11 protein-coding genes are annotated in these 13,555 nt (G+C 36.3%); 10 read left to right on the forward strand and 1 reads right to left on the reverse strand.

All coding sequences use genetic code 11. The features are described from left to right. Window positions 1-550: 550 nt before the first annotated feature. The 7 genes from folE to QF004_RS12670 all read left to right on the forward strand — a co-directional run bounded on the left by folE (window position 551) and on the right by QF004_RS12670 (window position 8,599). Window positions 551-1,216, forward strand: coding sequence for a GTP cyclohydrolase I FolE (gene folE / locus QF004_RS12640; protein WP_133439719.1), 666 nt, complete (start codon window positions 551-553; stop codon window positions 1,214-1,216). 18 nt (window positions 1,217-1,234) lie between these two features. Further along, window positions 1,235-2,701 carry a cysteine--tRNA ligase gene (gene cysS / locus QF004_RS12645; RefSeq protein WP_307426900.1) on the forward strand — a complete coding sequence of 489 codons (1,467 nt, stop codon included), beginning with the start codon at window positions 1,235-1,237 and terminating at the stop codon, window positions 2,699-2,701. Between the two features lie 235 nt (window positions 2,702-2,936). After that, complete coding sequence (locus tag QF004_RS12650; RefSeq protein WP_307426903.1) at window positions 2,937-5,594, forward strand: 4-alpha-glucanotransferase; 2,658 nt, start codon at window positions 2,937-2,939, stop codon at window positions 5,592-5,594. A gap of 223 nt (window positions 5,595-5,817) precedes the next feature. Then, window positions 5,818-6,777, forward strand: coding sequence for a hypothetical protein (locus tag QF004_RS12655; protein ID WP_307426906.1), 960 nt, complete (start codon window positions 5,818-5,820; stop codon window positions 6,775-6,777). A 121-nt stretch (window positions 6,778-6,898) separates the two neighbouring features. Beyond that, a complete protein-coding gene (locus tag QF004_RS12660; protein WP_133439723.1) occupies window positions 6,899-7,423 on the forward strand; it encodes a hypothetical protein in 525 nt (174 codons plus the stop codon). Window positions 7,424-7,579: 156 nt separating this feature from the next. Further along, entirely contained in the window at window positions 7,580-7,993 is a 414-nt protein-coding gene (locus QF004_RS12665) for a hypothetical protein (RefSeq protein ID WP_307426910.1), read from the forward strand. 96 nt (window positions 7,994-8,089) lie between these two features. Beyond that, on the forward strand, window positions 8,090-8,599 hold the full coding sequence (locus QF004_RS12670; RefSeq protein ID WP_133441075.1) for a ferritin: 510 nt from the start codon (window positions 8,090-8,092) through the stop codon (window positions 8,597-8,599). Window positions 8,600-8,664: 65 nt separating this feature from the next. Here QF004_RS12670 and QF004_RS12675 read toward each other — a convergent pair whose 3' ends face one another. Further along, window positions 8,665-11,820, reverse strand: coding sequence for an exodeoxyribonuclease V subunit beta (locus QF004_RS12675; RefSeq protein ID WP_307427043.1), 3,156 nt, complete (start codon window positions 11,818-11,820; stop codon window positions 8,665-8,667). 90 nt (window positions 11,821-11,910) lie between these two features. Between QF004_RS12675 and rpsU the strand changes: the two genes are divergently transcribed. From rpsU to QF004_RS12690, 3 genes are all read left to right on the forward strand, one after another. Next, entirely contained in the window at window positions 11,911-12,108 is a 198-nt protein-coding gene (gene rpsU, locus QF004_RS12680) for a 30S ribosomal protein S21 (RefSeq protein ID WP_133439727.1), read from the forward strand. Between the two features lie 81 nt (window positions 12,109-12,189). Further along, the gene (locus QF004_RS12685) at window positions 12,190-13,086 is read left to right on the forward strand and encodes a tyrosine-type recombinase/integrase (RefSeq protein WP_133441077.1); all 897 of its coding nucleotides are present in this window, start codon (window positions 12,190-12,192) and stop codon (window positions 13,084-13,086) included. Continuing rightward, window positions 13,076-13,366: an HPF/RaiA family ribosome-associated protein gene (locus tag QF004_RS12690; protein ID WP_133439728.1), complete on the forward strand. Its 291-nt coding sequence runs from the start codon at window positions 13,076-13,078 to the stop codon at window positions 13,364-13,366. Before QF004_RS12685 ends, QF004_RS12690 begins: the two co-directional genes overlap by 11 nt. Window positions 13,367-13,555 lie beyond the last annotated feature (189 nt).

Genomic DNA, 13,555 nt, shown 5'->3' on the forward strand with positions numbered 1-13,555 from the left:
ACTTTTTTACGCTTCGCTTAAAGTTACCCACATTTCTAAACCAAATCAACAACAACGACAACATTTTTTTTACACACTTTTTAAGACACTACCGTATTGGGAAGCGAAGCGCCATCGTGCGTGGTATTTTGTACAAAGAATTTTTATTATTAAAATATCAATTTCATTATTAAACACTATAATTTAAATATGTTAAAAATCTACCATTAAGAAATTAAGGAGAATTAAGAATTTTTCAAACAAATATTAATAATATATTCCATAAGGTTCTTTTGATTTTTCTTAATTCCTTAATGGTTAAATTGTTGTTTCTCAAAGTTTTAATATTATTAATGGTTCTCATCGGTTATAGAATTGACATTTAAAATAATTTCTATTCAGAATCGCCCGCGCGTCCGCAATGCTTCAGAAGCATTTTTTATTATCTTTTTCACCCCTGTGTTAAAAAAAATCTGATTTTTCAGAGATTCACTATTTTCTCACTTAAGATTTTCCAACCTCGCGAAAACAGAAATTAAATCCTTAATTTTGCTATTCATAATACAAACCTATGAATCAAAATATCGATAACGACGACGATGTATTTACCGGAAAAGAGCATACGCCTTTGCGTCCTGACGCTTTTGAAAAATCTACCGAAGAAAAAATTGAAATTATCCAGCAGCATTTCCATCAGATTATGGAAACTTTAGGAATGGATATGACTGATGATTCTCTGAAAGATTCTCCCAAAAGAGTGGCAAAGATGTACGTGAATGAAATTTTTGGCGGTCTTCTTCCAGAAAATAATCCACGGATTTCTACCTTTTCAAATAAATACAAATACCGCCAGATGTTGGTGGAAAAAGACATTACCGTCTATTCGTTCTGCGAGCATCACTTCCTGCCGATTATTGGCAGAGCGCATGTTGCTTATATTTCAAATGGCGAGGTAATCGGTCTTTCAAAGATCAACAGAGTCGTAGATTATTATGCAAAGCGCCCACAGGTTCAGGAACGTTTGACCATGCAGGTTGTAGATGCTTTGAAAAAAGCGCTCGGCACGAATGATGTTGCCTGTATCATCGAAGCGAAACATCTGTGCGTGAATTGTCGCGGTATAAAAGATACCGCAAGTTCAACCACTACTGCAGAGCTCAGTGGCCTTTTCAGAACCAATCCGATTACCCGACAGGAATTCCTGCATTATGTAGGAAATCGTTCGAATTTGGATTAACATCAAATTTTACAAAAAATGACTTTAAAAATATACAACTCCCTTTCCGGCGAAAAAGAAATATTCACACCCATTCACGATCATAATGTCGGGATGTACGTTTGTGGACCCACAGTTTACAGCAATGTGCATTTGGGAAATGTACGGACTTTTATGTCTTTCGATTTTATTTACCGGTCGTTGGTTCATTTGGGATACAAAGTCCGTTATGTCCGGAATATCACCGATGCCGGACATTTAACCGATGACGGCGATGTTGATAATGACCGTTTCGTCAAACAGTCCCGTTTGGAAAAACTGGAGCCGATGGAAATCGTTCAGAAATACACCGTCGATTTTCATAAAGTTTTGGAAGTGTTTAATCTTCTTCCTCCGACGATAGAGCCCACCGCAACCGGACATATTTTAGAACAGATTGAATTGGCTCAGAAATTAATCGATAAAGGATTTGCTTATGAAAGTAACGGTTCTGTTTATTTCGATGTTTTAGAATACAATAAACGGGGATTAAATTATGGTGAACTTTCCCGCAGAAATATCGAAGAACTTTTTGCCAATACCAGAGATCTGGATGGACAGAACGAAAAGAAAAACCCGCAGGATTTTGCCCTTTGGAAAGCCGCTTCTCCCGCTCATATCATGCGTTGGAATTCCCCTTGGGGTGAAGGTTTTCCTGGCTGGCATCTGGAATGTACGGCGATGTCAACCAAATATCTCGGTGAAAAATTCGATATTCACGGCGGTGGAATGGATTTGAAATTCCCGCACCACGAATGTGAAGTCGCACAGGGAAAAGCCTGCAATGGAACAGAACCGGTGAATTACTGGATGCACGCTAATATGCTGACCATGAACGGACAAAGAATGAGTAAATCCACCGGAAATTATATTCTGCCCATGGAACTGGTTTCCGGCAAAAATGATTTCTTTGAAAAACCTTTTCATCCTACGATTGTGCGTTTCAATTTTATGCAGGCGCATTATAGAAGTGTTTTAGATATTTCCAATGAAGCGATGGTTGCCAGTGAAAAAGGATTTCAGCGGTTAATGGAAGCTATGAAAGTGCTTTCAAATAATAATTTTCCGACTGCTGAGGTTTCTACTTTTGATGTAAAAGCATGGAAAGAAAAATGCTACGCTGCTTTAACCGACGATTTCAATTCGCCGATCCTTATTGCGCATCTTTTTGAAGCCGTAAATTTCATCTTTAAATTAAAGGATGGCAAAGAAACCATTACCGAAAATGATTTGCAGGAATTAAAAACATTGATGAATGATTTTGTATTTGATGTTCTCGGTTTGCAGAATATCGAAGAAAATAACAATGAGAAATTAGACCAGACTTTACAGGTTTTAATCGACTTAAGAAACCAAGCCAGAAAATCCAAAAACTTTGACCTTTCTGACCAGATCCGCGACCGTTTACTCGCCGAAGGAATTGAACTGAAAGACGGAAGAGAAGGAACGACTTATTCGATTTCATAGTAATTAATTTACCGCCATATTTAAATAGTAAACCTTTCGAAAATTCGGAAGGTTTTTTTTATTGGACAAATTTCATTTCCTTCATTTTTAATGATTTATAGCATGTTTAGAAGTGGTTCTTGTAACTTTTTGGTTTTCAGCTTATAAGCTAAATTTAAGAAAATCTATACAAACCTTTTTTAATCAATAATTCAGCAAAAATTTCCTAAATTGCAGACACTAAAGAATAATTTTCATGAAACTATATCTTAATATCAATTTCCGAACGAAAGTAGGTGAGAATCTGCAAGTTTGCGTTTCTGAACACGGAGCTGAGGAAAAAATTCATCCTTTACAATATACCGATAACGGAAACTGGTCTGCAGAACTCGATTATTTTTCAAAATCGATTTCCTATAAATATCAGTTGATCGATAATAAAGGGATAATTCTGGATGAGGAGTTTTCTTTGCATCACTTGAATTTCTCTCATAACTATGATGAATTCGTTATTTGTGATTTCTGGAATGCTAAAAATTTCCCCGAGAATTATCTCAATAATAAAATCTTAAAAAATAAACTCCGCCACTTTAAAGCTGAAAAGATTTCCGTCTTAAAAAAACACACCCATCTTTTCCGTCTGGAAGCACCGGTTTATCACCCAAACTGGAAAGTAGTAATTCTTGGAAATTGCGAAGAACTTGGCAACTGGCAATATTTAAAGACCGTACCGATGTTGCAAACCGATTTCGGGATTTGGGAAGCTGCTGTGGATATTGAGCAAGATCAAATGATCCAGTATAAATATGGATTGATGGATACCGATTCCGGTGAAGTTTTCGATATCGAATATGGCGATAACCGTTGGGCACTGCCTAATACTGAAAAAAATGTGCTGCAAATTCAAGCGGATCATTTTTTCAAATTCAAATCTCATGAAATGTATCACGCAGCGGGCGTAGCAGTTCCAGTTTTTTCTTTAAGAACAGAAAACGGTTTCGGTGTTGGAGAATTTCCGGATTTGAAAAATCTGGCAGATTGGGCGAAGAAAACAAATCTATCCATTTTACAGATTTTACCGATTAACGATACGACCGCCAATTATACGTGGACAGATTCTTATCCTTACGCCGCTATTTCAGTTTATGCGCTTCATCCTCAATATTTGTCGATTGAAAAACTGGAATATGCTTTGCCGAAGGAATTGGAAAATGAATTTAAAACTGAAAAAGAAAACTTGAATGGCTTAAGTCTGATTGATTACGAGCAAATGATTTCCGGAAAATGGAAATACATTAAAGCCATTTTCGAAACTAATCAAGAAGAAATTTTAAAAGACCGAAACTTTAAAAAGTTCATCAAAGAAAATGAAGAATGGTTGATTCCTTATGCGGCTTTTTGCGTTTTAAGAGATAAATATAAAACACCCAACTTTAATGACTGGAAAACACACAGGAAATATATCGCCGGAAAAATTGCTCCTTTCTTCCTGCCAAAAAGTAAAGAGTATGAAAATTCGATGCTGCATTCGTGGGTGCAGTATCAACTTCATTTACAATTAAAAGACGCCATCGATTATACCCATGATTTAGGGATTTCTGTGAAAGGAGATTTGCCGATTGGGATTTACCGCTATTCGGTAGAAGCCTGGGCAGAACCGGAATTGTTCGGTATGGATTTTCAGGCCGGAGCACCGCCGGATCAGTTCACCGATTTAGGTCAAAACTGGGAATTCCCAACTTATAACTGGGAAGCGATGAAAGAAGATGGTTACCGCTGGTGGAAAAACCGTTTCAAAGCTTTAGAGCAATATTTCGATGCGATGCGGATTGATCATATTCTGGGTTTTTTCAGAATCTGGAGAATGCCGATGAGCGCAACACAGGGAATTCTAGGCTATTTTTATCCAGCAGTTCCGGTGAAAGCTGAAGAGTTTTCGGCTAGAGGAATTTCTTTTAATGAAGACCGATACTGCAAGCCATTTATCAATGATCAGATTCTGTGGGATTATTTTGGGGAAGAAAGAGACGGAATCCGGAACCGTTTTATGAACAGTCATTTCGACGGGACGTATAGTTTCAAAGAAGAGTTTGATACGCAACGGAAATTAGCGGATTATTTTAAAACAAATCCGGTGGGCTCAGCAGGAGAACGTTTGATTTCGCTGGCCGCAAATGTTCTGTTCTTAAAAGAGCAATTAAGTGAAAACCAAGTGGTTTATCACCCAAGATTTAATATTGAAAAAACAGAATCTTATCACTATTTAAACGAAGCCGAAAAAAGGAAAATTTCTGATTTGTACGTCGATTATTTCTTCAAAAGGCAGGATGGTTTGTGGTATGAAAAAGCGATGGAAAAACTTCCGGTGATTTTGAATGCGACAGACATGTTGATTTGTGGCGAAGATTTAGGTTTGGTTCCAGAGTCCGTTCCTGTGGTAATGGACCGTTTAGGAATTACCGCTCTGAAAGTACAGAGAATGCCGTCGGATAATATCCCGTGGTACAATCCGAAAAACGCCGATTATATGAATGTGGTCACGGCGAGTTCCCACGACAGTTCTACACTGAGACAGTGGTGGCATGAAGACCGCGGTTTAACGCAGAAATATTTTCACGAACAACTTGGTCAGTATGGGACGGCGCCGTGGAATTTGGAACCTCAGTTGGCGGAGATGATTATGAAGCAGCATCTTTTTAATAATGCCATGTTGGCGATTTTTCCAGTTCAGGAGTTTTTGGCAACGGAAAAAGAGTTGACGAATCCAAATATGGACGAGGAGAGGATTAATAATCCCGCAGTCTTCCCACATTACTGGAGATACAGAATGCATTTGAAGGTAGAGGAGCTTTTGAATCACGATAATTTTAATCAGAAAATTGCAGGTTGGATTGCTGATGCAAACCGAATTTAAAAAAAATGATATCTTTATTAAAAAAGATAGTTTTGATTTTTAAATACTGATAGTCAGTATTTTATAGAAGAAGTTGACCTTAGGGTTTAACTTCTTTTTTATTTTGGTATCCAACCAGTATAACAGTAAAGAAATAGTTGTTTATTTTTAATTAGGCTCACAATCAAAATAAATAAACACTGTTTTGTACAGTTAAATGATTAATTTAATACAAAGATTTTTAATGAAAAAGATACTACTCGGTTTATCAGTGTTGATGATGACATTGGTTTCCGCTCAGAATTATCCGGATACTTATTCAAATAATAATTACGGTTCCGGTGTTAATAATTATGGTGATAATGAAGATGAATATTATTTTCCTGATGATTATTATTATCAATATCCAGCCGATTATTATACCAGTGATTTGTACAGAGATTATTACAATGACTATCGCAAAAGTATCTATGATGTAAACTGGAATCAGTTTTTTGCAGCGCACAGATTGTCACCTTGGCAAGTGCAGCAAATTATAATGTTGAATAATAGCTATCCTTCTTTCGCGTCATGGAGTTCTTATTACCGATACAATCCAGACAGATGGTATTACGATCGTTTTTATGCAATCCAAAGAATTTTAGGGCCGAACATTTTCGTTGTTTTCCAGAATAATTATTATCACGGTTACAATCCTGTGGTGTATTATCAGAATTATAACCGGAGACATTATGCGAGAAATGTTTACGTAGTTCCCCGATACCGCAATGTCAACATCAATGTTTATAAAGTGAACAGGGTTGCCTATCATCAAAGTAATCCGAGACAGAATATAGGTTTTCAGCCAACCCGAAGAACGGAACAAATTGCCGCTCCGAACAGAACCCGAAATAATGGATATAGTAATGATGGAGTTAATACCCGAAATAATTCCATAAGACCTGAAAATAATAATCAGGGGAATAACGGAATTAAAGAACACCAGGCCGTTACCCGAAATAACAATATCAGAACAGAATCTCCAAGGTGGGAAAATAATCGGGAACTTCGGAATGATACAGGCAACAGACCAGAAACCCAAAGAAATAGCGTGCCTGCGAGAAAGATGGAAAATAATTCTGGGAATCGCGGAAATCAGAATAGTGAATCCAGAACGTCAGGTTCAAACTCAAGAAACTCGGGTCAGCGTTTTACAGCCCGATAATTTTAGATTTTAATGTTAATAATGATGGAGAGCAGTTTTGAAAGAAACTGCTCTTTTTCATACAATCTGTTTTTTTTGTGGCACAGTTATGGAGGTTCATGAAATACATAAACCAAACAATATGAAAAAGTTAATCACCGTTTTAAGTTTAGGCGCTTTTGCTTTAGGATATTCTCAATCTGCATCTTACAGCGATTACCAGCGAAGTATTACCGATGTAAATTGGGAAACTGTCGCAGCCAACTTACTATTAAGCCCACAGCAAAAATCAGATTTGTTTTCATTAAACAATCAGTATACCGACTACAATTCCTGGAATAATAAGTATGGGAACAATCCAGATCAGTGGACGACAGACCGATATTCATCTATTCAAAGAATAATGGGTCAGGATAAATATGTGAAATTTAAGAATAAGTATTACAAAGGTCAAAATCCGGTTGCTGTTTATAACAGGAACAAAAACAATCATAAAAAAGCCCAGGTAAAAAAATACAGCAGCATTCAGAGCAAGAGAGCGCAGCAATCTGTAAACGGACATAATACTAAACGGACATATCAATATACAAATGGGAATAAGTCGCACGGCAAAGCAAATGTGAACCATCAAAATGCCGGAAAAAAAAACGGAAAGGGTCATAAATAATTTTGTAATGACTAATAAAAAAAAGGAGAGCAAATATTTTGTTCTCCTTTTTCTTTTGTGGGTTTCTTAACAAAAGTTTATGAGTTTGGAGTTTAACTATCTTTTAAAAACCATATCAAAAACATGTATAAGAACAAACCAATAAAGTATTATAATATGAGAAAATTAATTTTAAGTGCCGCCTTTTTAACAATAGGAACATTTGCAATGGCGCAGCAAACAGAAAAGATGAAGCAAATGGATCCTGTGAAAATGGAACAGAAAAGAGCAGAACACCTGAAAAAAATGCAGTCAGAATTAAATCTTTCCGATGCGCAGGTCTCTAAAATCAAAGCCTTACAAGATAAAAAAATGGCCGAACGAATGAAGAATGCTCCACAAAAGCAGGCGGAAAGGAAAGCCAGGATGGAGAAGATGAACGCATTGAGAGCGCAGCACGAGGCGGAAATGAAACAGATTTTAACTCCGGAACAATACCAAAAATGGCAAGCCAATAAAAAACAAAAAATGCAGCATGAAGGAAAGATGATGAAAGGGAAAAGAATGATGGAAATGCAGAAAGCGAAATAACTGGTTCATAATTTTATTTTTTAATGTTAGGCGGAACACATGTTCCGCTTTTTTAATGTTCAATTTTTAATTATATTTGTTTAAATTGAATTTATGATGATCAGTACAAAAATAGCAGATTTGCTCAACGACCAAATTACCAACGAGCAGTACGCTGCACAATATTATTTATCAATGTCTGCCTGGTTTTCTGCCAGAGATTTAGATGGGATTGCCAATTATTTCCGTATTCAGAGTAAAGAAGAGTTGCTGCACGCTGACAAAATGTTTGATTACCTAAACGACGTGGGTGCTGAAATCAGAATGGGTGCCATTGAACAGCCTCCTTATGAGTTCGAAAACGCAACCGATATCTTTGTAAAAGCTTTGGAACATGAAAAAATAGTCACCAAAAGTATTTTTAATATTTTAAAAAATGCCAATGATGAAGGTGATTTTGCAACCGTATCTTTCCTGCAGTGGTTTGTTACCGAACAGGTAGAAGAAGAAGCCAATGCATCTCAACTGGTAACCAAGATCAAAATGGTTTGCGAAAACCCCTCCGCTTTGTATCTTTTCGATCAGGAGTTAGCGCAGCGGGTTTTGGTTCCTCTAGCAGCGAATTAATCGATTTTTAAAATGTATTATCTACCATGTATACCCTGCCTCCGGTTAAGAGGCAGGGTTTTTTATTACACATAAATAATCTCTGTTTCTACAACCTTCTTGCCCAGTTTTTCTAATACCGATTTGTATTCATCAACCTGCAGTTGATGTTTTTCCTGCTCATCACCGGTTTTGAAATCAATGATGATGAACCCGTTTCCGGTATCGATCAGCCGGTCCGGGCGGTATACGGTTGAAGTTCCATTTTCTGAAATCATCATATCTTTTTCATTAATGACGGTTTGATTTTCTTTGAAATATTTCGAATAATTTTCATGAGTAATGATATTGAAAATCCGATCATTGATTTGCGATTTTTCTACATCGGTAATCGTTCCTTCCAGCAAATAGCTTTCCAATACTTTTTCCACATCTTTTGCCGTATTGATTTGGGCTAAAATCTCGTGCGTGAAAATTCCCATTCTTACTTTTTCAACCCGGTTTTGGTAGTTTTTCGTAGGTGTTGCAATCTTAATCGCGTCCGGATATTTCTCTTTTTCGGTCGTAAGATGAATGGCTTTTGTTATAAATTCCGCGTTTTTTTTCTCCGTTTTCTTTCGCAGGTTTTCATCTGAAACAGGATATAAATCAAATGAAGAAATTGGTTCTGCGGCTTCGTCTCTGGGGATTTTAGATTCCAGAAAATCGTAAATCTCTAGATGATTGGCCGATTTGTTGGGTTGTTCGATATAGAAAAAAAGCTGTTCTGCCGCTCTGGTGGTCGCCACATATTGCAAACAGAATTGATCAATTTTTTCCTGATAAGAATTTTCATAATTAAAGTCTGCGATTTCAGCATCATAAATTTCCAAAGTGCTGTCGAAGAAGTTGACATTCACAGAATTGAGCTGGTCTTCGGAACTGGTTCCAAACCAATAGCTGCTTTTTTTGGAACCTGCCGCATTTTTCATCGGTAACAGAACAACCGGAAATTCCAGACCTTTTGATTTATGAATCGTCATAATTTGTACCGCATCTACGTTTTCAGAAGCTTGAATCGTTTTACTGTTCGCTTCTTCATTCCAATATTTTAAAAATTCTTTCAAGGTAGAACCCGCATTTTGAGAATACGCGTAAAGCATTTCTAAATAATTGAAAAGAAAATCGGTTTCTTTGTCTTTTACCGAAAATTCATGTAAGAAATGTTCAATGAAATTATACAGATTCAGTTGCAGCAAATCCTTCGACTGAAGTTGAAGTCCGTATTTTTCAGCAATCAGAACTTCCATTTTTGATTTCGTTTTCAAAGCCAGTATTTCCATGATTTCATTGCTGAAATCCTCCATTTCAATTCGTCCTAAAACCTTTAAATAATAAAGCATTTTCACGACAAACTGAAAGTTTTTGGGATTTTCTTCCCATTTTAAAAACTCGGTTAACGCTAATAAAGTCAGCGATAAATTCAAGGTTAATCCTGATTCTGAAATCGTTTTAATGTAAACTTCTTCACCTTTATAGTTCGCTTTTAAATTCCCTAATAACTGAGAGAAAGTAAAAATATCAAAATTTCCGCGGCAAAGAATCGTGATGTCTGAAAATCGGTAACCGTTCGCTAAACAGCTTTCAATATCATCGCGCATTTTTTCCGTAGCATCTTCATAAAACATGATTTTCTTACTGGCATTTTCAATAAGATTAATTCTCACCCGACCTTCCAAATCGGATTTTGCTGCCTGCTGCGACCCGTTTCCGAAGATTTCCTGATGTTCTTTTTCAGTAAACTGCGACATATACTGATACAGTTGATTGTTGAAATCGACAATATTCTTTGCGCTCCGGTAATTGTTTTCCAGATTTTCAACTTTCGCTTTGACGGGTGAGTTTTCTTTTTGATTAATGATGTCCAGCATCAGTTGAGAATCGCCGCCACGAAAGCGATAAATGCTTTGTTTCGGATCGCCAACCAAAGTAAAACTCATGTGTTCCTGTGAAACTGCATGATCTCTTAACGGTAAAAAATTTTGCCATTGCAGTAAAGAAGTATCCTGAAATTCGTCAAAGAAATAATGAGAAAATTTCGTTCCTATTTTTTCATAAATGAATGCAGTAGGTTCTTCCCGAAGATTCTCATGAATCATAATATTGAATTTCGACAGTAAAACCAAATCGTTTTCCTGCTCGATTTCGGCTAATTTGTCCTGAATATCTTTATTTACTTTTAAAGGTAAAAGCGCATTGAGGATTTTTTGTTTCTTTTCCGCTTCAACGTGATTATTAATGATGTTTTTTCGGTGCTGTAAAAGGTGATCCAGGATTTCAAAAATTTCACTTTCTTTATGTTTGGATTTCGAAGAAGCTCCTTTCCGGATTTTCTCTTCTCTGCCAGTTTCCTGTTCTATAGTTTCATAGAGAAGCGGAATTTTTTTATGCAGGAATTTCTCGAAAAAACCGGCGATTCCGTTTTTTCCGTCGGCGAAATCACCAATTTCCAGATCTTTTTCCTGTAGCAAAACCATTACTTCTTCGCCGATTTCCAGAGAGTTTTGCCTTAAATCTTTGATGCTTTTCCTGAGACTTATTTTCGTATTTTCGTAAACTTCCCAATCAAAGTCTCTGTTTTCATTCAACTGGAAATAGTGCTTGTCCTGCACGTATTCTTTTGCGGAATTATACAATGTTTTGTTGAGGTCGATCCGGTCATTATTATCCAGGGTATAGTTCACGAAATCCATAAATGCTTCAGAAATTTTATTTTCTTCACCGATATCTTCCAGCATTTTATCCACGGCTTCGATAAGAAAAGGTTCGGGATTGATTTCCAGATTAAAGTTTTGCGCTAAACCCAATTCCTGAGCAAAACTTCTCACCAGCTTTGAATTGAATTTGTCAATCGTACCAATATTTAAGGTGGAGTAGTGGTGCAGAACGTAATCCAGCATTTTTTTGGACCGCTCGTGTAATTCTTTCAACGGAATAGTAAAGCCTTCATTTTTTAATTTTTCCTGAATATTGATGAGGTCATTATTCGATTCATAGTTATCCAATGAAAATTTCTTCAACCAGTCGATAATCCGGTGCTTCATTTCATTGGCTGCTTTATTGGTAAAAGTTAATGCCAGGATATTTCGGATTTTATCAGCCTGAGAAGGGTACTTTAAACAGATGGCTAACAGGTTCTGAACCAGTGCGTAAGTCTTTCCGGATCCTGCCGAGGCGTTGATTACTTTATAGTCGGGTTGCATCATTATATTTTATTGAGTTTAAAAATAGTAAAATAATTTGTCAATTCAGAAAAAAATCTTACTTTTGCAGTCCAAAATGAGATGTAAATTATGTTAATAATCCCAGTAAAAGATGGTGAATCCATCGACAGAGCTTTAAAAAAGTACAAAAGAAAGTTTGACAAAACAGGAACTATCAGAGCTCTTAGAAGTCGTCAGCAATTCAATAAGCCTTCTGTTGTGAAGAGAGCAGCGAATACCAAAGCAGCTTACAAACAAAGAAACTTAAGCATCGAAGAACAAGCTTAAAGAAACATTCTTTCAGAAAATACCTCAGTCACTTTTCAAATACTTATATTTGGAAAGTGATTTTTTGTTGGTTATAATATGATGACAGACCGGTTTTTAGAATATATTGAAGTAGAAAAACGATATTCGCCACATACGGTGACGAGTTACCGCAAAGATTTAACTGATTTCTCAGCTTTTCTGCTAAAGACGGAATCGCATCAGGATTTTACAAAAGTTGATAAAAAGATCATTAAAAATTTTATGACCGAATTGAGTTTGTCCGGGATTTCTAAACGGAGCATCAATAGAAAACTCTCTTCTTTGCGCAGTTTTTTCCTGTTTCTGCTCAAGATTGACGAAGTGAAGGTTTCGCCGCTTGAAAGTATTCACTCCCTGAAATTTTTTGCCGAAAAACAAATTCCTTTTTCAGAAGAGGAAATGTTGGAACTCGAATCGATTGAAGGGAAGCCTAAAACCGGAAGTTTCCTGAAGGAATTAATTATCGAAACGCTGTATCAGACAGGAATGCGGAGGGCTGAATTAACAGGTCTTTTGTTTGATAATGTTGACTTTAGCAAAAAAGAAATCATGGTAACTGGTAAAGGGAATAAGTCTCGCATCATCCCTGTCTCCGAAAAACTTATTAAAGGTTTTGAACAGTATTTACCCACAAGAAAACCTCTGAAAACGGATGAGGCGTATTTTTTTGTAAGTAAAAAAGGTGAAAAACTCAATGATAAATTTGTCTATTCTGCTGTAAATTCCTACCTTGGTCTTGTTACTTCGAAGTCGAAAAAGAGCCCTCATATTTTACGGCACAGTTTTGCTACTCATGTTTTAGAAAATGGGGCTGAAATTTCTAAGCTGAAGAAATTAATGGGACATTCGTCTTTGGCCTCAACCCAGGTTTATACCACAGCGAATATTGAACAATTAAAAAAAGTGTTTAACAATGCTCATCCTAGAGCGATAAAAAATGTAGATTATGAAAATTAAAGTTCAGTCAATGGGATTGACTCCACATGCACCACTTGAAGAGTATTTAGACAAGAAACTCAATAAGTTAGAAACTTTTTATGACAAGATCCATGGCTGCCAGGTTTTTCTGAAAGTAGAAAATACCGGAGGTAAAGATAATAAGACAGCAGAGATTAAACTTGAAGTTCCGGGCGATGATATTGTAGTTAAAAAGACTTCTGCTTCTTTTGAAGAGAGTATTGATCTTTGTGCTGATGCAGCTAAAAAACTGTTAATCAAGAAGAAAGAACTTGCTTAAATTTTTTTTCATAAAAAGCATCAAAAAACTTGTAGATTTAAAATAAACTACCTTATATTTGCACTCGCAAAAACAGATAAGAAGTTCTTTTAAAATCTACAAATTTTTTTTAAAAAAAAGTATCAAAATACTTGTGGATTTAAAATAAACTACCTTATATTTGCACTCGCAAAAACAGATAAGAAGTTC

The sequence above is a fragment of the Chryseobacterium sp. MDT2-18 genome (assembly GCF_030815285.1).
Classification (GTDB): domain Bacteria; phylum Bacteroidota; class Bacteroidia; order Flavobacteriales; family Weeksellaceae; genus Kaistella; species Kaistella salivictor.